Source organism: Noviherbaspirillum sp. ST9, from assembly GCF_048799745.1.
GTDB lineage: Bacteria > Pseudomonadota > Gammaproteobacteria > Burkholderiales > Burkholderiaceae_D > Noviherbaspirillum.
The window spans coordinates 21,256-44,663 of sequence record NZ_JBLWFR010000008.1 but is presented as its reverse complement, the minus strand read 5'-3'; the positions used below and the strand labels follow the sequence as shown (position 1 = coordinate 44,663).

25 protein-coding genes are annotated in these 23,408 nt (G+C 61.6%); 6 read left to right on the top strand and 19 right to left on the bottom strand.

Features of this window, described 5'->3' with window-relative positions; all coding sequences use genetic code 11:
* Window positions 1–8 precede the first annotated feature (8 nt).
* Genes ACNOHI_RS18790 through ACNOHI_RS18780 form a run of 3 tightly spaced genes read right to left on the bottom strand, consistent with a single transcriptional unit; the run spans window position 9 to window position 3,369 of the window.
* Entirely contained in the window at window positions 9–851 is an 843-nt protein-coding gene (locus ACNOHI_RS18790; protein ID WP_420476230.1) for an HDOD domain-containing protein, read from the bottom strand.
* Complete coding sequence (locus tag ACNOHI_RS18785; protein WP_420476229.1) at window positions 848–1,168, bottom strand: hypothetical protein; 321 nt, start codon at window positions 1,166–1,168, stop codon at window positions 848–850. Before ACNOHI_RS18785 ends, ACNOHI_RS18790 begins: the two co-directional genes overlap by 4 nt.
* Complete coding sequence (locus tag ACNOHI_RS18780) at window positions 1,165–3,369, bottom strand: EAL domain-containing protein (RefSeq protein ID WP_420476228.1); 2,205 nt, start codon at window positions 3,367–3,369, stop codon at window positions 1,165–1,167. The genes ACNOHI_RS18785 and ACNOHI_RS18780 overlap by 4 nt, the downstream gene beginning before the upstream one ends.
* 28 nt (window positions 3,370–3,397) lie before the next feature.
* Here ACNOHI_RS18780 and ACNOHI_RS18775 point away from each other — a divergent pair, with 28 nt between their 5' ends.
* Window positions 3,398–3,601, top strand: a complete 204-nt coding sequence (locus tag ACNOHI_RS18775; protein WP_420476227.1) for a hypothetical protein — start codon at window positions 3,398–3,400, stop codon at window positions 3,599–3,601.
* A 169-nt stretch (window positions 3,602–3,770) separates the two neighbouring features.
* On the opposite strand, the gene ACNOHI_RS18770 is transcribed toward ACNOHI_RS18775, so the two are convergent.
* From ACNOHI_RS18770 to ACNOHI_RS18760, 3 genes are all read right to left on the bottom strand, one after another.
* Window positions 3,771–5,285 carry a tetratricopeptide repeat protein gene (locus ACNOHI_RS18770; protein WP_420476226.1) on the bottom strand — a complete coding sequence of 505 codons (1,515 nt, stop codon included), beginning with the start codon at window positions 5,283–5,285 and terminating at the stop codon, window positions 3,771–3,773.
* 189 nt (window positions 5,286–5,474) lie between these two features.
* Complete coding sequence (locus tag ACNOHI_RS18765) at window positions 5,475–6,620, bottom strand: alpha-hydroxy acid oxidase (protein WP_420476225.1); 1,146 nt, start codon at window positions 6,618–6,620, stop codon at window positions 5,475–5,477.
* Between the two features lie 89 nt (window positions 6,621–6,709).
* Window positions 6,710–7,069 carry a hypothetical protein gene (locus tag ACNOHI_RS18760; protein ID WP_420476223.1) on the bottom strand — a complete coding sequence of 120 codons (360 nt, stop codon included), beginning with the start codon at window positions 7,067–7,069 and terminating at the stop codon, window positions 6,710–6,712.
* Window positions 7,070–7,236: 167 nt separating this feature from the next.
* Here ACNOHI_RS18760 and ACNOHI_RS18755 point away from each other — a divergent pair, with 167 nt between their 5' ends.
* Window positions 7,237–7,590 (top strand): hypothetical protein, encoded by a 354-nt coding sequence (locus ACNOHI_RS18755; RefSeq protein WP_420476222.1) that lies wholly within the window; start codon window positions 7,237–7,239, stop codon window positions 7,588–7,590.
* A 48-nt stretch (window positions 7,591–7,638) separates the two neighbouring features.
* Here ACNOHI_RS18755 and ACNOHI_RS18750 read toward each other — a convergent pair whose 3' ends face one another.
* Together ACNOHI_RS18750 and ACNOHI_RS18745 are read right to left on the bottom strand one after the other, a co-directional pair.
* Window positions 7,639–8,433 carry a phytanoyl-CoA dioxygenase family protein gene (locus ACNOHI_RS18750; protein WP_420476221.1) on the bottom strand — a complete coding sequence of 265 codons (795 nt, stop codon included), beginning with the start codon at window positions 8,431–8,433 and terminating at the stop codon, window positions 7,639–7,641.
* The gene (locus tag ACNOHI_RS18745; RefSeq protein ID WP_420476220.1) at window positions 8,433–10,655 is read right to left on the bottom strand and encodes a molybdopterin oxidoreductase family protein; all 2,223 of its coding nucleotides are present in this window, start codon (window positions 10,653–10,655) and stop codon (window positions 8,433–8,435) included. The genes ACNOHI_RS18750 and ACNOHI_RS18745 overlap by 1 nt, the downstream gene beginning before the upstream one ends.
* A 153-nt stretch (window positions 10,656–10,808) precedes the next feature.
* Here ACNOHI_RS18745 and ACNOHI_RS18740 point away from each other — a divergent pair, with 153 nt between their 5' ends.
* The 4 genes from ACNOHI_RS18740 (at window position 10,809) to ACNOHI_RS18725 (ending at window position 12,781) form a co-directional block, all read left to right on the top strand.
* Window positions 10,809–11,030: a hypothetical protein gene (locus tag ACNOHI_RS18740; protein ID WP_420476219.1), complete on the top strand. Its 222-nt coding sequence runs from the start codon at window positions 10,809–10,811 to the stop codon at window positions 11,028–11,030.
* A gap of 54 nt (window positions 11,031–11,084) precedes the next feature.
* Window positions 11,085–11,654 (top strand): GTP cyclohydrolase I FolE, encoded by a 570-nt coding sequence (gene folE, locus ACNOHI_RS18735; RefSeq protein WP_420476218.1) that lies wholly within the window; start codon window positions 11,085–11,087, stop codon window positions 11,652–11,654.
* A gap of 35 nt (window positions 11,655–11,689) precedes the next feature.
* Window positions 11,690–12,370, top strand: coding sequence for a YceI family protein (locus ACNOHI_RS18730; RefSeq protein WP_420476217.1), 681 nt, complete (start codon window positions 11,690–11,692; stop codon window positions 12,368–12,370).
* A gap of 129 nt (window positions 12,371–12,499) precedes the next feature.
* Window positions 12,500–12,781: a hypothetical protein gene (locus ACNOHI_RS18725; RefSeq protein WP_420476216.1), complete on the top strand. Its 282-nt coding sequence runs from the start codon at window positions 12,500–12,502 to the stop codon at window positions 12,779–12,781.
* Here the strand turns inward: ACNOHI_RS18725 and ACNOHI_RS18720 are convergent.
* The 11 genes from ACNOHI_RS18720 to ACNOHI_RS18670 all read right to left on the bottom strand — a co-directional run bounded on the left by ACNOHI_RS18720 (window position 12,778) and on the right by ACNOHI_RS18670 (window position 23,097).
* Window positions 12,778–13,215, bottom strand: a complete 438-nt coding sequence (locus ACNOHI_RS18720) for a YeeE/YedE family protein (RefSeq protein WP_420476215.1) — start codon at window positions 13,213–13,215, stop codon at window positions 12,778–12,780. The genes ACNOHI_RS18725 and ACNOHI_RS18720 overlap by 4 nt on opposite strands.
* 16 nt (window positions 13,216–13,231) lie before the next feature.
* The gene (locus ACNOHI_RS18715; RefSeq protein WP_420476214.1) at window positions 13,232–13,672 is read right to left on the bottom strand and encodes a YeeE/YedE family protein; all 441 of its coding nucleotides are present in this window, start codon (window positions 13,670–13,672) and stop codon (window positions 13,232–13,234) included.
* Window positions 13,669–14,013 carry an ArsR/SmtB family transcription factor gene (locus ACNOHI_RS18710; protein ID WP_420476468.1) on the bottom strand — a complete coding sequence of 115 codons (345 nt, stop codon included), beginning with the start codon at window positions 14,011–14,013 and terminating at the stop codon, window positions 13,669–13,671. The genes ACNOHI_RS18715 and ACNOHI_RS18710 overlap by 4 nt, the downstream gene beginning before the upstream one ends.
* A 98-nt stretch (window positions 14,014–14,111) precedes the next feature.
* Window positions 14,112–14,507: a hypothetical protein gene (locus ACNOHI_RS18705; RefSeq protein ID WP_420476213.1), complete on the bottom strand. Its 396-nt coding sequence runs from the start codon at window positions 14,505–14,507 to the stop codon at window positions 14,112–14,114.
* 162 nt (window positions 14,508–14,669) lie between these two features.
* Window positions 14,670–15,821 (bottom strand): AraC family transcriptional regulator, encoded by a 1,152-nt coding sequence (locus ACNOHI_RS18700; RefSeq protein WP_420476212.1) that lies wholly within the window; start codon window positions 15,819–15,821, stop codon window positions 14,670–14,672.
* A gap of 92 nt (window positions 15,822–15,913) precedes the next feature.
* Window positions 15,914–16,459, bottom strand: coding sequence for a DUF2059 domain-containing protein (locus ACNOHI_RS18695; protein WP_420476211.1), 546 nt, complete (start codon window positions 16,457–16,459; stop codon window positions 15,914–15,916).
* Window positions 16,460–16,474: 15 nt separating this feature from the next.
* Entirely contained in the window at window positions 16,475–18,106 is a 1,632-nt protein-coding gene (locus ACNOHI_RS18690) for an OmpP1/FadL family transporter (RefSeq protein ID WP_420476210.1), read from the bottom strand.
* Between the two features lie 15 nt (window positions 18,107–18,121).
* Complete coding sequence (locus ACNOHI_RS18685; RefSeq protein WP_420476209.1) at window positions 18,122–19,117, bottom strand: transporter; 996 nt, start codon at window positions 19,115–19,117, stop codon at window positions 18,122–18,124.
* Between the two features lie 48 nt (window positions 19,118–19,165).
* Window positions 19,166–19,930, bottom strand: a complete 765-nt coding sequence (locus tag ACNOHI_RS18680) for a C39 family peptidase (protein WP_420476208.1) — start codon at window positions 19,928–19,930, stop codon at window positions 19,166–19,168.
* Between the two features lie 127 nt (window positions 19,931–20,057).
* Window positions 20,058–20,303, bottom strand: coding sequence for a hypothetical protein (locus ACNOHI_RS18675; RefSeq protein WP_420476207.1), 246 nt, complete (start codon window positions 20,301–20,303; stop codon window positions 20,058–20,060).
* Window positions 20,296–23,097 carry a LuxR C-terminal-related transcriptional regulator gene (locus ACNOHI_RS18670; protein WP_420476206.1) on the bottom strand — a complete coding sequence of 934 codons (2,802 nt, stop codon included), beginning with the start codon at window positions 23,095–23,097 and terminating at the stop codon, window positions 20,296–20,298. Before ACNOHI_RS18670 ends, ACNOHI_RS18675 begins: the two co-directional genes overlap by 8 nt.
* Window positions 23,098–23,408 lie beyond the last annotated feature (311 nt).

Here is a 23,408-nt window from a genome sequence, read left to right as displayed (position 1 = left end):
AGTTGCCCTCACACGACAAGAATCTGGCAAGCTTCTTCAAATTCGGCTTCAGCATCGCGGCACATCCCGCGGAATTCACACGCTTCCAGCCCCAGGCTTTTCCAGGCGTCTTCGGAAACCACCGGGACGAGATCGTCGTCATCCTGCGCCATGTCGAGCGCATGCACCGTGGCCTCAGCAATGTGCACGACAGCAGGAACGTCGCGGAGGTCTTCGCCCTGCGGTTCATGGTGGTCCGCGATCGCCTTCTGCATGATCACGGGGAACTTCCAGTAATCCGCCAATGCCCTGCCGACTGCCGCGTGGTCCATCTCGAGCACCGCGCGCTCGGCCTCGATGACATAGCAATCTTTCTGCGTGCGGTACCGCATCGCCGCGGCGTACTGCTCCGGAAACCGCGTCACCAGCACCAGCCGGCCGATGTCGTGCAGGAGGCCGCAGACAAAGGCGTAATCCTGGTTGAGCTTCAACTGCCGCGCCAGCATCTTTGCCCATAGCCCGGTGCCGATGGCGTGCCGCCAGAAAGCCTTGAAATCGAATCCGCCTTGCCTGCCGCTTGAGAAGACGTCGGTCACCGCAGCCGCGGCGATCAGCGCACGGACGCTGTCGAAGCCAAGGATCGTGATTGCCTGCTGGATGGTCGTCACCTTGCGCGACAGTCCGTAGAACGAGGAATTGGCGATGCGCAGCGTCTTCGCCGCGAGCGCCTGGTCCCTGGCCACCTTGTCGGCCAGTTCCCCGACGCTGGCTTCCGGCTGCTCGAAGCTCTTGAGCACGTCGAGCACCACGATGGGGAGCGATGGCAGGTGGCGGATGCCTTTTGCGATATCGTCGGGCGAGAGCCGGGTCATGTTCCGCTCCCGGTCCTGTATTCCGTGATGTATTGCCTCAATGTGTCGGATGCCCCTTTTCCTGTGCACCGCCGGAACAGGCGGGCCAGACGGTCTTCCATGCGCCGACATGCCGCGTCCCATTCCTCGCGCGGAATTTCGTTGTCCACGACAAGGACATGCTTGACCCCGCGACGCTCGAGCGAACGCAGCATGGAATCGCTCAGCACTGTCGCCTCCGGCAGCAATACGCTGCGTTGACTGTCCAGAACGGCCTCTGCCAGCACCATGCCTGACTGCGCGCCGTCCAACGGCACCTGCTTGCATCGATTGATCATGACGGTTCCCTGGTTAATGTCACGAGGATGCCTCGTGCTTCCGAGCCTTGGCCCATGCGATGGCAGTTCACGCAATATGTCGCGCCCTTCAAGTCCAGGGTCCCGGAATTGCCTTGGCCCAAGGATCCCACCGCTGCAAGCAGTTCAGGCATGACGTCCCTGGCATCACATCCCAGCAGTGTTCCGCTGCCGCACAGTAGCCCTTGCGCGGCAACATTCACGAAGGCGATGTAATCGTCTTCATCCAGCCCGATGACTGGCAGGGCAACGTGATGCAGTGCTTCCCGCACGACATGGAGGCTGACTTCGTCGCGCCGGATCTGCTGTTGCTGCTGCTGCGTGATTTCTTCCAGGCGGCGGTTGGCGACGGCGAGGTCGAAATTCGCGGTGCGTACTTCCAGGTCGAGCCTGCGGTTCTCGTCCGCCATTTCCTTCCGGCGGAAGGCCTCGTCGATGTGCGCGCGCAGCTGGCAGTCGTCCCATGGCTTCGTGAGGAATTTGTAGATGGCGCCTTCGTTCACGGCGTCGGTAACCGACTGCAGCTCGGTATACCCCGACAGCACGATACGGATCGTATCCGGAGACAGTTCTTTTGCCCGCCGCAGGAATTCCACACCCGTCATCTCGGGCATGCGCTGGTCGGACACGATCACATCGACGGGATGACGTGACATGATTTCCAGTCCCTCCCTGCCGCTATTGGCGGTCAGGATGGTGCAGTTGGCAGGACGAAGCAGGCGCTTGAGTGCGGCGACGATATTTGTCTCGTCATCGACCAGGAGCAGCGTGCGCGACGGTCGGGCCTGGCGCAGGAGACGTCCAGGGAGGGCACGCCCTTCCCGCAGGAATTCGCGCAACGCATCAGGCGCCAGTGGCGGTGCATACAGGAAGCCCTGGATTTCGTCACACATGTTCTTCATCAAAAATTCGCACTGCTCCTCGGTCTCCACCCCTTCCGCCACGACGCGTATGCCAAGCGAGTGCGCCATCGAGATGACCGTCCGGGCAATCGCCGCATCGTCGCTGTCCGTGACAATGTTTTCGATAAACGAACGGTCGATCTTCACCTTCCTGAACGCATACCGTTTCAAGTAACCGAGCGATGAATAGCCAGTGCCGAAATCATCCAGCACCAGGTCAATGCCGATTGCCGCCAGGCGCGCCAGCGTGGCTTCGCATGCCGGCGTGTCCTGCATGAGGACGTTCTCCGTGACTTCAAGACAGAGCATGTCGGCACTGATTCCGAATTCGCTCATCGCATTGCTGACGATGGTGGCAAGCGAAGGATCGCGAAACTGCCTGGGCGATACGTTGACCGCTACCCGCGGGACCCCGTACCCATGATCGAGCCAGTAGCGAATATCCTGGCAGGCGCACCGGATCGCCCACTCCCCGAGCTGCTCGATCAGGCCGCATTCCTCGGCGACGGCGATGAAGCGGTCCGGGGAAACGTCCCCGAGTTCGCGGCTTTTCCATCGTGCCAGGGCCTCCAGTCCTGCAAGTTTCCCCGTTTGCAAGTCGGCAATCGGCTGGTAATGCATGTGCATTTCATGGTTCTCGACTGCGGAGCGCAACGCAATGTCCAGTCGTGCGCGTTCGACGACACGCTCGTTCAGTTCCCGTGCAAAGAATTGCAGGTTGTTGCGGCCGATGTCCTTGGCGCGGTGGAGTGCGAGGTTGGCGTTGCGCACAAGCGTGGCAGTGTCACCGCCATCCTGCGGATATAGCGAAATGCCGATGCTGCAGGTGATTCGCACGTTAACACCGTCGATCGTGAATGGTCCTGCAACGGCGCGGGCTATCCGCTCCGCCGCGGCAGACACTTCCCGCGCGTGCGGGATACCGGACAGTACGACGGCAAATTCATCAACCCCGTGTCGCGCAACAACGCCATGATCCCTGACGCTGCAGTCCAGCCGTTGCGCAAGCAGTTGCAGCAGCTTGTCGGCGCGGTCGTAGCCTATGCTTGTGTTGATGAAACTGAAGTGGTCGACGTCAACGACAAGGAGGGCGAGTACTTGTTTGTCGGCGGGGATGCGATTGATTGCGTCTTCAAGCAGGGGCCAGAGTGACTTCCTGTTCGGCAGGCCGGTCAATTCATCGAAAGAGGCGGCGTCTACAAGTGGTTCATGCGCCGAATGGATGGGAGGAATGCCGATGATCGGGAAAGCCTTCGCTGCCTCCCCATAAGCTAACCTCATTGCAGCGCCAGGTTCGAGGGCGTGCACAATGTCTTCCGACTTGACCGTCATGATTACCTTTCTGACCGCGTTGGCTGGGCGGCATACTGGTACGGCGTTCGACTGGCAGAAGTACGTGATGTACGAAAATATCCTTGCACACACATTTCCTTCGGTAAAGGAAAAAGTGTCTGAACAAACGCGATTTGCTTTACGCGCGTTGCATCTCGAGATGCATGCACCAAAAAAATGAGCGTTAAGAGACCAAGCGGACAGGAGGCACCCAAGCCCTTCCCATGTTCATGGGAGGACGTTCGGGACGTTGCGCAGAGATGTGAATAACGACGGAAGAGCGCGTTCGCACAAATACCGGCGATACGGCATTTGCGCGAACAGATTGACCGACTAAAAGTTAAGGATTCTCAGCGACTCAGCATGCTCAGTGTGCCGCGGCCTTTCGCGTACATGATGCCGAGGTTGTACTGCGCGCCCGCGTGCCCCTGCTCCGCCGCGCGGCGATACCAGTCGATGGCCTGCGTCATGTCCTGTTTCACGCCTTCGCCGTTGGCGTAGATGATACCCAGCAGGTACTGCGAGTTGACATCGCCCTGCTCCGCCGCCTTGCGATACCACTGCGCCGCCTGCGCGAAATCCTGCTTCACGCCAATGCCACGCCGGTACATGTTGGCGATGTTGAATTGCGCTGGGGCGTATCCCTGCTCGGCCGCCTTCAAGTACCACTGCGCCGCCTCCTCGTAATCCTGCGGCGCGCCGTGGCCGCTGGCGAACAGCAGGTCGCCCAGCTTGTTTTGCGCATGCGCATCGCCCTGGAAGCCTGACTTGCGGTGCCATTGCACGGCCATCGTGAAGTCCTGCTCGACGCCGAGGCCCTTCATGTACATGTTGCCGAGGTTGTGCTGGGCTAGCGCGTGGCCCTGTTCGGCGGCACGGCGATACCACTCCGAGGCTTCGAGATAATCCTGTGCCACGCCCTCGCCATGGAAGAACATGAGGCCGAGGTTGTACTGTGCACCCGCATCGCCCTGCTGGGCAGCACGGCTGTACCACTGGAAGGCATCGTTGAAATCCTGGCGCACGCCCTCGCCCGTGTAGTACATCAAGCCAAGATTGACCTGCGCACCTGCATCGCCAAGTTCAGCGGCCTTGCGGTACCACTGCAGCGCCTGCGCATAATCCTGCTTCACGCCAAGACCCTTGCGGTACATATTGCCCATGTTATTCAGTGCATAGGAGTTGCCCTGCTCGGCGGCACGGCGGTACCAGTACATGGCCATCTTGTGGTTCTGCTGCACGCCCTGGCCATTGTTGTACATGTTGCCGAGGTTGATCTGCGCGAGCGCATGGCCCTGTTCCGCAGCGCGGCGGTACCAGGCGACCGCCTGGTCATAATCCTGCGACACGCCCTGGCCGTTGTTGTAGAGGATGCTGGCAAGATTGAACTGCACCACGACGCGATCCGACTCGACTGGCTTGCGGTACTTCGGCAAATCGTATTCGGACTCGGCGATATCGCCGTTTTCGAAGCGCATGCCCGCATTGACCGGCGCGCTGGTGTAACCCTGGTCCGCCGCCTTGCGGTACCACAGCACCGCCTGCTTGTGGTTCTGCGGCACGCCATGGCCCAGCGTGTACAGGTTGCCAAGATTGATCTGCGCGAGCGGGAATCCCTGCTCGGCCGCCTTGCGATACCAGGCCACTGCCTGTGCGTAGTCCTGCTTCACACCCTCGCCCCGTTCATACATCCAGCCGATGTGATATTGCGCGCGCGAGTCGCCCTGGTCGGCAAGCGGGCGCCACTCGGCCAGCGCCGCGGCATGATCGTTTTTGTTGTAGGCGGCGAGACCCTCGCTGTAGCCGGCATGTGCCGACACGGAAATCAGAAGGACGGATAGAAGGGGGATAGTGTGTTGGCGCATGATCTTCCACGGTTAATGTCAACGAATCGTGAAACGATATTAAATTGACATGAACGAGGGAAACAGCGCCGTGGAGTGATCCACGAAGCCAAACGATTGCCCCTGGGAGACAGAAGGCCCTGATGCACTGCGCGGGTGCATCAGGGCCTTGGCCGCTCGAGAAACTTCTGATAAATCGCAAACGAATCCTCAGTAGGTACCCGGCAGCAGGATGCTTTTATTGACCTTCTTCACATCCGTCACACCGCAGAAGGCCATCGTGAGATCCAGCTCCTTGTGGATGATTTCGAGGCACTTCGTCACGCCGGCTTCGCCCATGGCACCAAGGCCATAGAGGAAAGCGCGGCCGATGTAAGCGCCCTTCGCGCCGAGCGCGAGCGACTTGATGACGTCCTGGCCGGAACGGATGCCGCCATCGATGTGCACTTCTATCTTGTCGCCGACCGCATCCACAATCGCCGGCAGCGCGGCAATGGACGACGGTGCGCCGTCGAGCTGGCGGCCGCCGTGGTTCGAAACGATAAGCGCGTCGGCGCCGCTCTGCGCGGCCAGCTTCGCATCCTCGACATCGAGGATGCCCTTGATGATCAGCTTGCCTCCCCAGTGCTTCTTGATCCATTCGACGTCATCCCATGACAAGGTCGGGTCGAACTGTTGCGCGGTCCACGACGAAAGCGAGGACATGTCCGACACGCTGCTCGCGTGGCCGACGATATTGCCGAAAGTGCGCCGCGACGTGCCCAGCATGCCGAGGCACCAGCGCGGCTTGGTCATCATGTTGATGATGTTCGCAATGGTGAGCTTGGGCGGCGCCGAGAGGCCGTTCTTGATGTCCTTGTGACGCTGGCCCAGCACCTGCAGGTCGAGCGTGAGAACGAGCGCCGAACACTTCGCGGCTTTTGCACGATCGATGAGCCGGCGAATGAAATCACGGTCGCGCATCACATAAAGCTGGAACCAGAAGGGAGCGCTGGTATGCGCGGCGATATCCTCGATGGAGCAGATGCTCATGGTGGAGAGCGTGAAGGGAATGCCGAATTTTTCCGCAGCCTTCGCCGCGAGGATTTCGCCGTCGGCATGCTGCATGCCCGTGAGGCCGGTAGGCGCAATCGCGACCGGCATGAAGACTTCCTGGCCCGCCATGGTGGTCTTCAGTGTGCGGTTGTCCATGTTCACCGCGACGCGCTGGCGAAACTTGATCCGTTCGAAATCGCTGCTGTTGGCGCGGTAGGTCGACTCGGTCCAGGAGCCGGAATCCGCGTAATCGTAGAACATGCGCGGCACGCGCTTCTGTGCCAGGACACGCAAGTCTTCAATGTTGGTGATGATAGGCATGCGAGCGTTTCCTCCTCATTGATTACAGCAAGTGTAATTGAAGAGGGGAAACGCTGCGAAGGTAGGCGGTTGAAATTAATTCACGCAGATCAAGCGTGCGCTTGCATCGGTGCGGCCGTATGCAGCACGCGCGGACGGTCGGCGAAGGCGGGGATACGTTCTTGTGCACGACCGAAATCGAGATCGCCAAGCCAGTACTTCGTTTCGGTGTCGCCGAGCAGGTTGCGCAATTCGCGGATGCTCATTTCGGTCGCGTCGTGCGCTGCCAGGAGCAGCGACGAATTGACCGCCATCTGGCGATGCCTCACCTTGCTGATGGTCGATGCCGGGACGCAGAGTGCACGGGCAAGTGCGGCATCACTCTTTACCTCCAGCCTCACCATGAGGGTGTCGAGCAGATGGTTGGGTGTGTAGCCTGCACGATAAACGATTGCTGTGTTTTTACGCATTGTCTCTCCTCGCTTAGAAACTGTTGCGTGATTTTGCAGTGCTGCAACGCTTGCGCGCTGAGAAACCGTTCCGATGGTTGAGATTTCTCAATCAGACCGGAGGGCTCACGGTTGATTTGTTTCAACATCGATAACAAACGCTTACAACTTCATCGTCAACTGCGCTGATGAAGGCTGCGTTTTCATCCTTGCAGTACCAACATCCATCACAACGAGTAATGAGGAAATCAATGAAGACTTTGATTGCAACCCTGATCGCCGGACTGTTTGCCACCTCGGCATTTGCACAAACCGCAACCACTCCCGCCGCCTCCCCGAAGGCAGAAGCCAAGGCTGCCAAGGCGGACGCAAAGGCAGAAGAAAAGGTAACGAAGGCGAACGCCGAAGCCAAGGAAGAAACGGCCAAGGCCGATGCCAAGGCGGAAAAAAAAGCAGCCAAGGAAGCAAAGAAGGCTGACAAAAAAGTGGCTCACGCCAAGAAGGAAGCGGTCGAAGAAAAGGCCGAGGCTGCGAAAAAGTAGTCGGCCGTCAGCAAGCAAAGAGGCAGGTCCACCCTGCCTCTTTTTTCATCAGGACGACGCGACGAGCTCTCGTGCGCGCTCAAACCACGCCTTGTTGCGGATGTTCGCGAGCTCGCCCTCAGTGGGCAGCACGCTCTCATCGAGGTAGCGCAACGTAAACGGATGCGGCCTGCCGACGCACAGGTCGAGCGCCCTTCTTTCCGGGTTCCGTGCGTAGTTTCCGCGATGGATCATCTGCGCGTCGAACACCATCACGTCGCCCGGTTCGAGGGCAATCAGGATGCCGTCGGGAAGATCCTCACTGTTCTTCCGGCCATGTCGTTCCAGGCGTACGTCGCGTTCCTCGGCGGTATCCCAGCGGCGATGCGTACCCGGAATGACTTCGATGCCTTGCTCCGGCACCAGGGGAATGCGCACATGCAGGCACAGCATCCGTGCCTGCTCGTTGGCCTGCGCAATATCGTCCACGGGACTGTATTGCATGTCCCGATGCCAGTACGGCGAGCGACGGTTCTGCCAGGGATTGAAGAACAGCTGGGTATTGTGGAAGTAGATGCCCGCGCCGAACATGCCGTCGACGAGCGCGGTGACGCCATCGGACACAACCAGGTCGAAAAAGCGGATGCGTTCCGTTTCGCCGCGGAAGTAGCGCCCGGCGGTCAGCGAGTGCATGTTGACCAGGCGCTCTTCCTCATATCGCGAACGGTTTTCGTGCATCCACTGCGCGTGGATGCGGTCGACTTCCTGCGCCAGAGCCACGATGACTTCCGGCGCAAGCCACTGGCGCAGGACCGCAAAGCCCTGCGCCTCATAGGATTGCGTGGCCAGTTCTAGGGCAGACATCAGGCAGGCTGCATCTCCACTGGAATGCCGTTCAGGACCGCATTCCCGGAAAGAGGATCGCGCATGCATTCGTCGAGCACCGCGTTCAGGTTGGCTCCCGGACGCTCGGCGGCAAGCGACATGCGTGTTCCCGGCATGTCGTGGCCCCAGCCATGCGGCAGGCTGACGACGCCCGGCATCATTTCCTCGCTCACTTCGACCTGCGCTTCGATCACCCTGCCCTTGCCGGTGATGCGTGCCTTGCCGCCGTCCTGCAAGCCGAAGCGCTGCGCATCGGCAGGATTGACGAGCGCCGTGCAGCGGAACGGCCCCTTGGCTAGCGTCGGCAGGTTGTGCATCCAGCTGTTGCACGAGCGGACATGGCGGCGGCCGATGACGACGAGGTCGGGAACCGGCTGCGCGAGTTCGGCGGCCGGACGCTGCAGGTCGGCGAGCAGCATGGCCGGCGCCAGTTCGATCTTGCCCGAAGGCGTCCGCAGGATTTCGGGAATACGCGGCTGCAATGGGCCAAGATCGATGCCGCCCGTCGCCGCCTTGACCTTGGCGAGATTGATGCCGTCCGGTTTGCGTCCGAACATGTCTCCGTACGGGCCCACGCGCAGGGCGAAATCGACCTGGCGCTCCGGCCCCTTGAGATGCGCGAGCGCGGAAATGACGGCATCGGCATGCTCGCCGACTGCGCGGCGCACGTCTTCGGCAAACAGCTCGTCGTCGATTTTTTCCACATCCACGCCGGCGCCCTTGCCCTGGATGATGGCAGCCAGGCGCAGCAGGATTTCCCACTCCGGCGGCTGTCCTTCCGGACGCGACAGGACCGGGTCGCTGAAGCGCGCATAGTTGCGGTACGCGAATTGCGGGAACGCCGTGTCGTAGTGGATGTCTTCCAGCGGCGACAATCCGGGCAGGATCACGTCGGCGTGGCGCGTGGTCTCGTTGAGGTAAATGTCGACGCTGACCATGAAGTCGAGCTTGTCGAGCGCGGCCGAGAGTCGGCTGCCGTTGGGTGCCGACAGCACCGGATTCCCTGCAACGGTCAGCAGCGCGCGTATCTGTCCTTCACCGGGTGTGTCGATTTCCTCGGCCAGGCAGACCATCGGAAATTCGCCCATCACTTCCGGCGCGCCGGAAACGCGGCTCTTCCTGCGGCCGGTGCCGACGCCCTTGCCGATACCCGGTTTGCCGGCCGTGTTGGCGGCGAAAGCAGGCGCCTTCGCAAACATGGCGCCGCCCTCCCGGTCGAGATGGCCGGTGAGGACGTTGAGCACGTCGATCAGCCAGCTGCACAAGGTGCCGTACTCCTGCACGGTGGTGCCCATGCGTCCGTACGCGGCGCCGCGTTCGGCGCGGGCCAGCTCCCGCGCCAGCGCGCGGATGGTGCCGGCGTCGATACCGCAGCGCGCGGCCATTCTCTCCGGCGCAAAATCCTTCACCGCCTGCTCCACCTCCTCCAGACCGGTCACGTGTTCCGCCAGGCGGCCGAGTCGCACGAGCTTCTCGTCGAAAAGGGTGTGCACCATGCCGAGCAGGAAGTAGACATCGCTGCCCGGACGGATGAAGTGATGCGCGTCGGCGGCTTCCGCCGTTTCGGTGCGGCGCGGGTCAACAACGACGATGCGTCCTCCGCGCGCGCGCATCGCTTTCGCCTTGCCGCGATAGTCCGGCACCGTCCACAGGCTGCCGTTGGACACGATGGGATTGGCGCCGATGATCAGCAGGAAGTCGCTGCGTTCGATATCCGGTACCGGGAACGACAGCCAGTGTCCGAACAGGAGGCCGACGGATAGTTGTTTGGGCATCTGGTCCAGCGTCGATGCCGAGAAGATGTTGCGTGTTCCCAATGCGCGTGCCAGCCGTGCGAAATACATGATCAGGCCGATCTTGTGCACCGAGGGATTGCCGGCCAGCGCGCCCAGTGCGTCCGGACCGTATTGCGCCATGATGGGCGGAAGGCGGCGCTCGATTTCGGCGAAGGCCTCTTCCCAGCTGGTTTCCACAAACTGGCCTTCACGCTTGACCAGTGGCTTGCGCAAGCGGTCCGGGTCTTCGTGCAAATCTTTCAACGACACGCCCTTGGGGCAGATGTAGCCGCGGCTGAAAACGTCTTCGTCATGACCGCGGATGCTGATGACCTTGTTGCCGGCAACCTTGAGTTCGAGGCCGCAGCAGGCCTCGCACAGGGGGCAGATGCGATGGACGGTTTTTTCGGTGGTGTCGGTGGGCATTGCTTGTCTCCTTTTGTGGCTGCCGCTGATGGCATTTTTTCAATGTAAACCCATTATGCGCGATACGCGATTACCTTGCAGGTCATAGGGCTGAAGCAGCGGAGGACACGGTTTCGGGCGATAATGTCGCATCGAAAAATTGACGAGGAAACAATGGCCAACAAACCCGCCCGCACGCTGACCTTCAAGTGCGCCAAATGCACGAAACCGGTCACCGTCTACTTGCAGAAGGTGTCCGCCTGCTCGCACATCCAGCCGTACCAGGGCATCTGCTCCTGTGGCGAGGTCAAGCTGCACGCCATCGGCCAGAAAGACGCCGTCGAGTCCTATCTCGCATCCGGCGGCGTGAACTGGTCGCACCACCATCACCATTAATCGACCCGGGCCAGAGAGCCCGGAGGTGCTCGGCACCATCAGGAGGAATGCAACATGAGCGACAAGGATTTTTCAACGGAAGACTGGCGGCGCCTGCTTCGCCACCTGGGCGAAGACCCGGGCCGCCAGGGGCTGCACGACACACCCGAGCGCGTGGACAAGGCGTGGAAACACTGGACATCCGGCTATGACCAGAACCCGGCCGAGATCCTGAAGGTGTTCGAGGATGGCGCGGAGAAGTACAACGAACTGATCGTGGTGCGCGGCATCCCCGTGTACAGCCACTGCGAACATCACCTGGCGCCCTTCTTCGGCACGGCAACGGTCGGCTATACGCCGAACGGCCGCATCGTGGGATTGTCGAAATTGACCCGGCTGGTCGACTGCTTCTCGAAGCGTCTGCAAGTACAGGAACGCCTCACCGTGCAGATCGCCGACTCGCTCATGGAACACCTGCAGCCGCTGTCCGTGGGCGTGGTCATCCGCTGCCGCCACATGTGCATGGAAAGCCGTGGCATCCGCACGCCGGGCGAAGAAACCGTCACCTCCGCCCTGCTCGGCGAAATGCGCACCAACCTCGGCCTGCGCACCGAGTTCCTGTCCCTCGCACGCGAGAAGGACTGACCCTTCCCGCCATGCGCGCCATGCGGCCAGCGGCAGTGCGTCGGATCCTCGCGATCCTTCCTTGTGCGATGCTGGCGGCCTGCGTGGCGCGCGCTCCCGCTCCCGCCGTACCTGCCGCCTTGCAGGCACCTCCGGAATTTCCCCTCGATGTGTACCGCGATGCGCAGGCCCGCGGACAAGAAGTCTTGCAAGTCGATACGCGGCACTCGCATGTCGCCATCGAGGTCCGCCGTGGCGGTCCACTTGCCGGCCTGGGCCATGACCATGTCGTCGCCAGCAGGAACGTGCAAGGCTATGTGCTTCCTGGCACGGGACGTGCGGACCTGTTTATCCCTCTCGCGCAATTGACGGTGGACGAAGCCGGACTGCGCGAAGAATCCGGCATGGGAAAGCCGCCGTCGGCGGACGCTGTGGAAGGCACACGCCGCAACATGCTGGACAAGGTGCTGGAGGCGGAGCGTTTTCCTTTCGCACTGGTCCACATCGTCCGGAGGGACAAGGATCCTTTGCACGTGTCGATCACCCTGCATGGCCGCACGCAGGAATTTTCTTCGCCGGCGCACATCGAGCAGGCAGCGGGAAAAATGACGGTCAGTGGCGAGCTGACCATTGCACAAAGCGACTTCGGCATCGCGCCGTTCGCCGTGCTTGGCGGCGCCTTGCAGGTGCAGGACACGCTGACGCTGCGCTACCGGATCGTCGCCGCGCAGCCCTGAATTCTGTTTCTTCCAGGGACTATTCTGACGCGAGTCAAGGAAATCCAACGCCGTTGCCGGCATTTGATTTCAACGCGCCGCTGAGGTCCTATACTCCGCTCCGTTGCTATTCAGGAACGGAGTTCAGGCATGACCCTTAGTGCGGATTTCAGGACCACCCATGGAGCAGTGCTCCGCAATGTCAGTTCGGCGGATGCCGGGAACACGCTGCTTGCAGACCAGGCAGCCAGCTACAGCGAACCGGCCGTCCTTCCGCGCGTCGAGACACGCATCTTCACCGTATTCCCCGAGCGCACCGCCCGCGTGAAAGCAGAATTGCGCGATTCCTTCCGCCGCAAGATGTGCCTCATCGGCATGTGCGCGCCGACGTCCGTTTTCCTCGCGCTCGCCGCCTGGTACGTGGCACTCTAAGCGGGTTTGCGCCGCGCGCTTTCATCGCGGCGCTCCAGCAGTTCAAATACCGCCATCCCCGCGAGCATTGCTGCAAAAAAGATCAGCGGCTTGCTTCCGCCCGAGAGCAGCGACGCCATGGCCGGTCCCGGGCAATAGCCCGCAAGTCCCCAACCAGCGCCGAACACCAGTCCCCCCAGGACAAGCCGTTTGTCGATCCGGCGCGCGTCAGGCAAGCACATCGGCGTCCCGACCAAGGTCTGCGACGAACGCCCGGCGATGCGAAAGGCGAAAAAGCCGACCATGATCGCGCCGGCCATGACGAAAGCAAGCGACGGATCCCAACGCCCCGCGAGATCGAGAAAGCCGATAATCTTGGAGGGATCGGTCATGCCCGAGACAATCAGTCCAAGGCCAAACACCAGTCCTGTGACGAAGGCTGTGATGAGCTGCATGGTTCTTCCCTCCCGATCAGAATAGCCGGTCGGCGAGGTGCCGGACAGCGAATACGGTCACGAAACCCGCGAACATGAACGCCGCCGTCGCGGCAAGCGAGCGCGGCGACAAGCGCGACAATCCGCACACGCCGTGACCGGAAGTGCACCCCGAACCGTAGCGCGTACCGACGCCGACCAGCAGGCCGGCAACAATGAGCGTCAGTGTACCGGCCTCCTGCCGCGCCTGGGGCAGCACCGCGAACAATCCGAAGGCAAGCGGCGCGACGATCAGCCCGCCAAGGAAGGCGACGCGCCAGCCAACATCCCCGCGCATCGGTCTGAGCAGGCCGCCGAGAATGCCGCTGATCCCCGCGATCCGGCCGTTCAGCAGGATGAGCATCGCCGCCGCTGCCCCGATCATTACCCCGCCGAGGAGCGACGCCCAGGGCGTGAAGTGTGTCCAGTCGATAGTCATTTTCTCCGCCCCTTCCCCTTCTTTTCGTCGATGCAATACAAGTCGTGCAGCACACGCATCACGGCAATCGCCTCCTTGCTTGTGATGCTGTAATAAATCTGCTTGCCCTCGCGCCGCGTCTCCACGAGCTGCTCTTCCCGCAAGACGGTCAATTGCTGCGAGAGCGTGGGTTGCCGTACACCGGTTTCCTGCTCGAGATCGCTCACGCACAGCTCGCCCTGGCTCAACTGGCAAAGCAGGAGCATCCGGTCCGGGTTGGAGAGCACTTTCATCAATCCGCACGCCCTGGCAGCGGCGAGTCGCATGGCTTCAATATCGAAGTTTCCTGAATCTGATTGCATCATTGAATCGTTGCTGCCACCCATCACTATACAAAATCTTATTATATCTATTTATATAATGATTGTCGTGATTCCGCATCAGGAAGCGGCTCGATCGATCAGTGCTTGCCGATACGCATCGTGACGGGGAAACTTTCTCTTTCCGGATAGACCGGAGGCGGAAGATAGCGGACGGACGCGAAGCCGGCGGCGAAGCAGCGCGCCGCCGCGTGGGCTGGCTGCACCATCACGTCCCGCGCCCTGCCTTCCGCATCAATCTCCGCGACCAGGGCGAATGGCTTCGGGTCCTGCTTCGACAGCGGCCAGCATTTGCGCATCGTGCGCGCAAAATGTCCGCTCGCCTCGCGGACCATTTGCGCAGGATAGGGATGGAAACGCTCGTCTTCCTCCGCCGCCTTTGCAAGAGCAACGCGCTCGTTGAAGATGACGATTGCTGGCGCTGCCGCGACCGCGGGCAACGCGAAAAGGGAGAGCAACAGGATGGCTGATTTCATTGCCGTACGCCGGATCGCATGACGGCTTCTACCTTAGTACGGTCAGAAAAAAATATCTGTAAGCAAGGGTAACGCGCAAAAAATTACCAATTTTTCAACAACAAAAAAAACACCCCCGCAGCGTTCGACTGCGGAGGTGGAAATACCAACCCCTGGGATGAATCAGTTCGGTTTGAATTGCACAAAGGGTTCGAAGCGCTCCGTCCGCCCGAATTGCATCACCGGCGCGAGCGAACCGGCGTGGGACAAGGCGAACTCGGGTGCGGCGGACCGCTGCTGCACTTCTTTCGGAGAACGCCCGAACCAGCGACGGCATGCACGGCAGAATGCGCTCGGGTCGGAGAAGCCGAGCTGGAAGCTCAGCTTCTTGAGTGACAGGTCGCCCTTCTTCAAGTACTGGTAAGCCATTTCGCGCCGCGTGTCGTCGACCAGCTGCGTGAAGTTGGTGCCCTCTTCCGCCAGGCGGCGCTGCAGCGTGCGTTCGCTCATCATCAGCCGCTTCGCCACCTCTTCCCGCAGCGGCTCGCCGTGCGCCAGCATGCCGGCGAGCAGGCCCTGCACCCGCGTGCTGAACGTGTTGTCCGCCTGCGGCGCCTTTTCCAGCTTGGCCAGCATGCGCAGCGTCCAGTTGCGCTGTGCCTGCGCGAGATCCGCAAGCATGCGCAGCGCCCAGTCGGCCGCCATCGGATTTTCCGTGCTGATCGGGACAGACAGGTCGGCATCGTCAAACTGCATGGTGTTGCCCGGCATCCCGAATCGGACCGCGCAGCCGAAGGCGTCGACATAGGGCTGGACGTCGGCGGGCGGCGGAAAGGCATAGTTGACCACCACCGGCTTCAGGTCCTCCCTGCCGGCTGCGGAGCGCAGCGTCCGCAACACCAGGCACCACACGAAGTCGTAATGCTGCTGCGGCACGCGCCGCTGCCCGCCTGGCAGGTGCAGGCTGACGCGCGTGCTGCCTTCCGCCTGCTCGATCGTGCTGTGCACAGTGGGCGACACCAGCGGCGTATAGCGCACCAGGTTCTCGATAGCGGTCTTCACATCGGGTGAAGCACGCATGATGTGTCCCATCAGGCCGGAACGGTCCAGCGGCTGCGGCAGCGCGGCCTTCACGCCGAGCAACGGATCACCGGAGGCTTGCGTCGCCATGTCCCACAGGTGGCTCAGCTTGTCCGAGAGCGTGAGCGCGTCGTCCGCCATGCACTCCAACTCCTCCAGTCCTGCCTGCCGGAAGAACGCATCCACATCGAGGCCGCGCGCTGCCAGGCGTGCCTTGATACCGCGTACCAGATCGATCGCCGACGAATAGGTCATGTTGTTCCCCTTGTTATTGTCTTGTTCACTCTGTCGGCACGGCCCCGCGTGACGCCGTGCCTGATTTTTCTGCGTGCAGCATCGCACGCCTCTCAGGGCGTAATGGCGGTGCGCAGGCGTGCACTGATGCGCTGACGGAAATCATTGAGCTTGGGATCGATGACAGGACGCGACTCGGCGGCGACCTTTTCACCGAGTGCCTTCTGCATCTCGGGCACCAGTTCCTCGAAGCGCTTCTTGACCGGGGACTCGAGCATGGCAATGATCTGGCGCAGCTCGTCCTCGGTGAACTTCTCGGCCAGCATCGGGGCCACCGTGCTCGGGATCAGTTTCTGGGCGCTGGCGCGCACGACCGGGCCGTTCTCATCGAGGAATTTTTTCGCTTCCGTCGCGACTTCGCGCATGGTGGCATCGCGGCGCTCCGTCGGCACGCGTCCCTGGATCACGGCGCGCGCCTGGCCGACGGCATCGGTGACCGGCTCCTGCAGCATCGACTGCGCCAGAATGTCGACCTGCCACAACTGCAGCACACGCTGCACCAGCTCCTGCTTCGCCGGCGAGATGGGCTTTTGCGCACCGGCGGCGCTGGCCGCGCTGGCTGCAACGATGAGGGTGATGGCAATCGCGGATTTGATCATGGTGTGTCTCCTGTTCTAAAAGCGTTTGGTGATGGTGACGCCGAAGTAGCGGACCCGGATTCCGCCGGTGACGTCCAGTCCCGCATACGGGTTGTAGACAATGTTGAAAAACTTGTCGCAGTTCATGTTGCAGCTGCCGTTTGCCGGGACGAAGTAATCGCCGGTCATGTAGCTGGCGGCGACGCTGATGTCCATCTCCTTGTTGATCTTGTAGTTCGCCCCGATGCTGTAGAGCTTGGTGTCCGGCAGCGGCGCCACCAGGTCGAGCTTGTCCTTGGGGATCGAACTCTTGCGCGGTTCATAGCCGAAGCGCAGCGTCAGCTTTTCGCTCACCTTCGTCTGCAGGCCGTAGCCGAAATGCAGCGTGTTCTTGTAGCCGCGCGGCAGTGCAAGTCGGGTCGAGTCCGGCACGCCGAACAGGCGCGCCATTTCGAGCAGCTTGATGCTCTGGTCGAACTCCAGGGTCAGCGCATCCCAGCTCTTCCAATTCGCGTAGTTGGCGTCGACGTTGAACTGGATGCGCGGCGTCGGCTTGAACTTGAAACCCAGCTGCAGGCGATGCGGGAAAGGAATCGTCGCGCTGACGTTGCCGCGCTGCTCCTCCGGGATGGTCTGCGGCAGACCGAGGACGCCCGCCGCGATCGGCCCCAGCAAGCTGGAGTGCATACCTTCCACGAAGCGGCGCAGCATAGGTTCCGCGCGGAAGGTGTACTGGCCCGACACCTTGGTCTTGGACCCGCCCTGGTACACCACGCCGAGCCCGAACCAGTCCAGCGGCTCCCACAGCAGGCCGAGGTTGATGGTCGGGTCGACGTGCGCCGTCATGTTCAGGTCGATGCTGGCTGCTTTCTTGAACGGATTGATCCGCCCTTCCTCGCCTCCGCCGCACAGGCCGAAAGTAAAGGTATCGACGATGTTGCCGCCGTTCTGCGGACACCAGCCCTGCTGCACCTTGCCCACGATGCCCAGCAATTCGTTCGGCATGCGCATGTCGGTGTTGAGGATGAAGGCCTGGTGCGCCAGCGGGACGGAAGCGCCGATACTGAGCGTGTCCGACACCTTGTAGCCGACGGCCGGCGCCGCGAAGACGAGGCGCTGCAGGTGCATCACCTTGCCCGAGAAGCGGCCGGGGTCGTCCGGATCCTTGGTGCGGTCCGAGCTCATTGCCTGGCTGATGTAATTGCCGATGGCGAAAGTGAACGGCGATCCTTCCTTGTTGTAGGCGAGCCCCAGTCCGGGGAGAATCACAGCCGGCAAACGCCAGCCGGGAAGACCGACACCGGGGATGTAGACCCGCTGGTTCATCTCGCCGGTCGACGTTCCGTTGAGCGGGTCATCGCGGAAGCCGCCGATGCTGAAATCCGGGCCTTGCCTGAATGAAGCCGGCGCGCGCAGCGACACCGCGCCGAACGACTGTGAATGCACCTCGCCTGTAATCCGCGTCAGGCCCGCCGGATTGAAGTGAATGGAATCGGTCCCCGGTGGATCGGCTGTCACCGCATTGCCGAGCGACATCGCAGTGGGGCTGGTCAGCAGGTTATCCGTCAGCGCCGCGTGGGCCGGCGGCAGCGCGCTCGACAGCAGCAGGCCGGCAATCGGCAACAGCCGCGTGCGATACCGCCGGTGTTTGCTCGGACAGGTCATCATCGTGGGTCCGCCCGATCAGAACGACAGCGGCATGCTGATGCCAAGAGTGAAGTCGGGCGAATCGTTCGTCAGGCCAATGCCGGCGGTGATGTTGAGCGTGGTCTTCGGCGATACGCGGTAGCCGATGCCCAGGTTCAGCATGCCCGAGGTTTGCGTCTTGGTCTTGGCGCTGCCGCCGTCGCGGAAATAGAGTTTGGTTCCGCGCGAGATGGACTCCTGGATCGAGATCGACGTCGAAATGCCGTAGGACAGCGCATACGCAAAGCCGAGGCCGAAGCCGATGCTCGGTCCGGGCTCGACGCGCGTCAGCACACGCGTGCCCCGGATCTGCGACAAGTCCTTGGCTGCACCGCTGTAGGTAAAGTTGAGCGAGCCGAACAGCGCGACCGGATCGACGATGTGATTGACGTTGACGCCGGCAGTCAGCGACGGCACGCCCGATCCGGTTGCCAGGTTCTGGTTCGCATCCACCTTGAAGGGGCTCTTGCCCGTCGGCAGGCGCAGGTTGCTGGTGACGGTCAGGTTGGGACGGCCGCGCTTGGCCTCGACAGGCTGGAAGCGCGCGCCGATGCCGATGTCACCCAGCGAGTGCGAAAAGCCGTCGAAAGCGGGATTCTCGGAATACTTGCTCACCAGCGGCAGGCTGACGCTGGCAGTGAGGTTGTCGCGCACGCCGTAATCCACCGAAATGGTGTTGGTGATCTGGTGGGCGCTGTCGTTGTTGATCTCGAACAGCGTGAGCTGGCCGGTGCTGATGTCGGCGTTGATGCGCTCCTGGCCGACATAGGAATAGTTCAATTCATAGTTGGCGGCGATCGTGCCGCGCTTGATCAGCGAATACTGCTTGTCGACGGCGGTCAGCGTCTGCTTGAGCAGCGTGGACTGGTCGGTATCCCCCTCCTGTTTTTTCAATGCGTCGCGCGCGGCGGCGCTGTCCGCCCCACCCTGCTGCGCGTAGGCAGGCAACATCAGCGCAGCAGCAATGAATCCCAGCAATGGACGAATTCTCATGACGACTCCCTTTTGATTAGTTGTGTTGACGGCGTTGCTGAACGGCGATCAGTTCCTGCGCAGGTACACGCCACTGGCGCCCGAGTTGAGCGCGCGTTCGATCAGGTACGTATTGCCTGGCGGTTGCAGGCTTGCCTGGTCCCGGACGCGGTCCATGTCGAACACGCCGAGTTCCCGGTCGGACAGCGCGAGTTTTCCAAGCGCCGGCCGGTTCTTCTGGGGGTAAAGGACAAACAGGGTGTTGCGGTCCCACAGCGACGCGAATTCGTCGACTGCAAGGACGATGTTTCCGGCGGACGGATCGGCGAGGTACACCAGACCGTCGCGGATGCCGCGAAAGACGACGAAATGCTTGAAGCCTGCGTAATCGATCGGCACGATGGCCGGATGCTCGAGCGACATGAGGTCTTTGACCTCGGCGCGGAAGCCGCCGCTTTCGATCCCGAGCGATGCCACGAAGCGCTTCATGTCGAGCAGGGAAAAGCCGCGGCGCTCGATGATCTTTTCCTTTTCTCCGCGTTCGAGCATGCCTTCCATCGCCTGCTGCTCGTTGACATCGAGGCCAAGGTAGTTGACCAGCAGCGTGACCAGTGCCGCGGAGCCGCAGCTATAGTCGTAGGCCTGCCGGACGATGTTCTGGAATTTGAGCTGCGAAAACGGCTCGATCTTCACCGGCTCGGTGATCGGCGCGCCGCCGACGATCGACTGCGGCAGTTCGAACTGCCCTTCCGGACGGTCCTTCACGCCAAAACGCTCGGCCGCGCCCGCCTGCGCAATGCCGAATGCGACTGCGCCAAGCAAGATCACGAACATGTGTCGTTCCCCTTCATGTCTTCTCCTCGAATGGATGGTGCAAGCGTCGCGATGTCCCTCGCGATCGGTCTTCAGCCTTCGGCGCCGCGTTGGAAGAATTATTTTTTTGTCAGCTTGCCGAGTGGCTTTAAATGTACGAGCGAACAGCAGGAGGAGAGGTCATCCGATCGGATGATTCTTGATTGCGCAGCATCAAGTTTGTCGCTCCTGGGACAAGATTTTTCGTATTGCCGAAATGCATCTTCAATTGCGCACAATCAAATGTGTTGCCGGCAAGCGAGCAAAAACGCGCCATGCCGAACGGTGCGGCGCGTCGAGGAGAGAGGATGGAGAAGGAGGTTGCGGCGCGCGCCGCAGCGGAAATGTCAGGCAATGACGCCCATGCGGCGAGCGATGGAGATCGCTTCCGTGCGATTGTGTGCGCCGAGCTTGATATTAATGTTCCGCAGGTGTGTCTTGATGGTGGTGATGGAGACGAACAGTTTTTCGGCGATCGCCTGGTTGCCGTAGCCTTGGGCAAGCAGCAGCAGGACATCCAGCTCGCGCTCTGTCAGTTCGGTGCCTGCCGGACTCATCACGCAATCCGGCATGGGTTCGCTGTTCCCCGCCATGCGTATGGGTTGGATGCGCCCGCGCTGCAGGATGCGTTCTGCGAAACCGCGCAGGGCATTGGTGTCCTGCCCCGATGATTCCTGCATCCCGTCCAGCATCTCCCTGGCGAGCGCAAGCAAGGCAGGTCCCTCATCCTTGAATACCCGCACGAAGCCCTCTTCCATCGCGTCCTGCATGGTTTCGCGTAATGTCCGCAGCGCGGGATTGCGCTGGCCCGCATGCGACAGAGCCAGGGCATACAGCACCTTTACCCGCAGGGCATAACGCATGCGTCCGCGGGCGTAGGCTTCCTGCAGGTGTTCCTTCAGGACCGGCAGCACCGCCGCGGCCTGCCCGGTATGAATCTGGATACGAGCGGCGCACAGCACCGGGCTTTCGATGTCGGTCGCGATCATCTGCATGTCGCGCCGCTGCCACGCCGGTGACCCGCCCACCAGCGCGAACGTCGATCGCGCTTCGTCGATGTCGCCCTGCAGGACGGCGGCGCGCGCGAGCTCGAGCCGCGCGGCATCCACCACGCGCGGCAAGCGACGCTGCATGCCTGACTGTTCCAGTTCCAGCAGGATCTGCAGCGCATCATTGCCGCAGCCCTCCAGGCGAAGGATGCGGGAATAGATGACGTGACTTGCAATCAGCTGGTCCGGGATGCCGGCATCCTTGACAAGGGGAAGGAATAGCTTGAGCAGGCGCTTGGCTTCCACCAGCGAATCCATTTCGTACAGCACCTCGGCCAGGTACAGGCTGGCGAAGCCGCTGTCGGCGCCGTCACGCACCGGCATTTCGTCGGACACGAGGCCGAGGAGCAATCCCATGCGCGAGGCGCTGCACCGCAATTGCCGCTGTGATTCGTCGCCGATCAGCGCCAGCAGGCGCGCGCAGGCCGCGCGCAGGTTGCCCTGGACCAGGTCCAGCATGCCACGCACATAACCGGCGACGGCGATGCTGAACAAGGGGCCGACGGCGGGATGTTCCTGGGTCGCCTGGTCGAGCAGGATGCGAGCCTCGCGATAGCGGCTGGTGGTCGCATAATAATAGGCACATCCGATCATCAGCATGCTGCGCAGCAGCGGTTCCCGCGCGGCGGTGCCCAGGATATCGGGGTCTTCCCACATCGGCGCCGTCTCTTCGGCGCGGTCCAGCATCATCAGGCTGAATGTGCGGAGCACGTGGTACGTGGAACGGGAGATCGGCGATGATCCATCGTCGGCCGTCACCGTCTCCAGGAGATTCAACGCTTCCTCGCTCCTGTTGATGTGCAGCAGCGACCAGCAATAGACGGAAATCAGGCGCGGATAGGCAGCAAGGTTGCGCCGGTCGAGCGTGTCAAACCAGCGCGCCAGCAGCCGCACCCGTCCCTGGAGGAAAAGCGCTTGCGCATGCTGGTTGAGAAGTTCCAGCACATAGGCGGTATCCCCCGAAGCGATGGCATGGTCGATCGCATGCGTCGGCCGGTTCTGCCCGATATACCAGTCGGCGGCGCGGCGGTGCAGCACGGTAGCGAGACCCGGATACTCACGTTCGAGATGGGCGCGCAGGAAATCGGCAAACAGCGGGTGATAACTGAACCAGGTGCGCTGCTCGTCGAGCGGCGTCATGAACATGTTGGAACGTTCGATTTCCTGCAGCATCGCCTTGCCGTCATCGCAGCCCGTGACCGCGTTGCAGCTGTCGGCGCAGAATTTCTGCAGCACGCTGGTCTGCAGGATGAAGTCCTGCAGGTGTCGCGGCTTCTTCGACAGCACATCCTCCGCGAGATAGGAAGCAATCGAGGTGTGCGATCCCGAGAAGGTCTGGATGGTCCGGCGCGGGTCATCGCTGCCTTCGAGCGCGAGCGAGGCCAGCCAGAGGGCCGCTGCCCAGCCAGCAGTGATGTCATGCAGCTTCTCGACCTCGTTGTCGTCCAGTCGCAGCCCGCGTTTGTCGCGCAGGAAGAGTGCCGTTTCCTCCAGGCTAAAGCGCAACTGCGCGGCATCGATTTCCAGCAAGTGCTGGCGTGCGCGCAAGCGGCCGACGGACAGCGCGGTCTGCGCGCGCGAACCGATCACCAGCCTTTGCTGCGGGCCAAGCATGTCGATCAATTGCTGGACGACGGCAAGCACGGCCGGGTTCTGGAGATGCTCGAATTCATCGAAGATCAGGGTGAAGGGCAATGGCGTCGATGCCAGCGCGTCCGCCAGCTCGAAGGCGCCGTCCTGACGCAGGCGCGAATCGAAGAGGCCGCGCACCGTTGTCGATCCACGGTTCATTTGAGCGAAGGCCTGCGCCAGGCAAGACATGAAGCGCTCGAGATCGTTGTCGCCGGCATCCAGTGTCAGCCAGGCGGACGCGCCGCCCTCCTGCCGGCACTCGTCATGGATCCGCCGCAGCAGGGTCGTGATCCCGAAGCCCGCAGGCGCCTGCACGAGCACCAGCTTTGCCCCGGAAGCGTGGCGGATGCGCTCCATTACCCGCTCGCGCGCAAGGCAAGCATCGCTCGTCGCAGGCGGCCGGAATTTGGTGGGGTGGGAACGCAGGACCGCCGGGCGTTCCAGCACCTGATAAGGAATAGCAGCCAATCAAGTTACCCGCAAAAGTGAAAGCTTCAGGACATGCGCCACATCTGTGTTGGAGACATCCGCATGGTCCCAAGGGAATCAAGAGGTTACATAAGATTGTCATCGGAACAATAGAGTGCACACTCTAAAAAGCGTGCTCGAATGGAGGTTGTGCGGGGCAGCATGGAATGAGGTTTTCGCTCTGCAGAGGCTATTCAATATGCGTGTGAAGGCGAGTGGCTACGGTCGATTTGCCACATTAAGTAGCCCGTCGTTCGCGCGAAGGCGGGAACCCATAGGCCGGTCGAATGATGAACTCACTATGGATTCCC

Bases quoted from the DNA above. Each gene is read 5' to 3' on its own strand.
- ACNOHI_RS18790 (WP_420476230.1), bottom strand. From the start codon at position 851: ATGACCCGGCTCTCGCCCGACGATATCGCAAAAGGCATCCGCCACCTG.
- ACNOHI_RS18785 (WP_420476229.1), bottom strand. From the start codon at position 1,168: ATGATCAATCGATGCAAGCAGGTGCCGTTGGACGGCGCGCAGTCAGGC.
- ACNOHI_RS18780 (WP_420476228.1), bottom strand. From the start codon at position 3,369: ATGAGGTTAGCTTATGGGGAGGCAGCGAAGGCTTTCCCGATCATCGGC.
- ACNOHI_RS18775 (WP_420476227.1), top strand. From the start codon at position 3,398: ATGTCTTCCGACTTGACCGTCATGATTACCTTTCTGACCGCGTTGGCT.
- ACNOHI_RS18770 (WP_420476226.1), bottom strand. From the start codon at position 5,285: ATGCGCCAACACACTATCCCCCTTCTATCCGTCCTTCTGATTTCCGTG.
- ACNOHI_RS18765 (WP_420476225.1), bottom strand. From the start codon at position 6,620: ATGCCTATCATCACCAACATTGAAGACTTGCGTGTCCTGGCACAGAAG.
- ACNOHI_RS18760 (WP_420476223.1), bottom strand. From the start codon at position 7,069: ATGCGTAAAAACACAGCAATCGTTTATCGTGCAGGCTACACACCCAAC.
- ACNOHI_RS18755 (WP_420476222.1), top strand. From the start codon at position 7,237: ATGAAGGCTGCGTTTTCATCCTTGCAGTACCAACATCCATCACAACGA.
- ACNOHI_RS18750 (WP_420476221.1), bottom strand. From the start codon at position 8,433: ATGTCTGCCCTAGAACTGGCCACGCAATCCTATGAGGCGCAGGGCTTT.
- ACNOHI_RS18745 (WP_420476220.1), bottom strand. From the start codon at position 10,655: ATGCCCACCGACACCACCGAAAAAACCGTCCATCGCATCTGCCCCCTG.
- ACNOHI_RS18740 (WP_420476219.1), top strand. From the start codon at position 10,809: ATGGCCAACAAACCCGCCCGCACGCTGACCTTCAAGTGCGCCAAATGC.
- folE (WP_420476218.1), top strand. From the start codon at position 11,085: ATGAGCGACAAGGATTTTTCAACGGAAGACTGGCGGCGCCTGCTTCGC.
- ACNOHI_RS18725 (WP_420476216.1), top strand. From the start codon at position 12,500: ATGACCCTTAGTGCGGATTTCAGGACCACCCATGGAGCAGTGCTCCGC.
- ACNOHI_RS18720 (WP_420476215.1), bottom strand. From the start codon at position 13,215: ATGCAGCTCATCACAGCCTTCGTCACAGGACTGGTGTTTGGCCTTGGA.
- ACNOHI_RS18715 (WP_420476214.1), bottom strand. From the start codon at position 13,672: ATGACTATCGACTGGACACACTTCACGCCCTGGGCGTCGCTCCTCGGC.
- ACNOHI_RS18710 (WP_420476468.1), bottom strand. From the start codon at position 14,013: ATGCAATCAGATTCAGGAAACTTCGATATTGAAGCCATGCGACTCGCC.
- ACNOHI_RS18705 (WP_420476213.1), bottom strand. From the start codon at position 14,507: ATGAAATCAGCCATCCTGTTGCTCTCCCTTTTCGCGTTGCCCGCGGTC.
- ACNOHI_RS18700 (WP_420476212.1), bottom strand. From the start codon at position 15,821: ATGACCTATTCGTCGGCGATCGATCTGGTACGCGGTATCAAGGCACGC.
- ACNOHI_RS18695 (WP_420476211.1), bottom strand. From the start codon at position 16,459: ATGATCAAATCCGCGATTGCCATCACCCTCATCGTTGCAGCCAGCGCG.
- ACNOHI_RS18690 (WP_420476210.1), bottom strand. From the start codon at position 18,106: ATGATGACCTGTCCGAGCAAACACCGGCGGTATCGCACGCGGCTGTTG.
- ACNOHI_RS18685 (WP_420476209.1), bottom strand. From the start codon at position 19,117: ATGAGAATTCGTCCATTGCTGGGATTCATTGCTGCTGCGCTGATGTTG.
- ACNOHI_RS18680 (WP_420476208.1), bottom strand. From the start codon at position 19,930: ATGTTCGTGATCTTGCTTGGCGCAGTCGCATTCGGCATTGCGCAGGCG.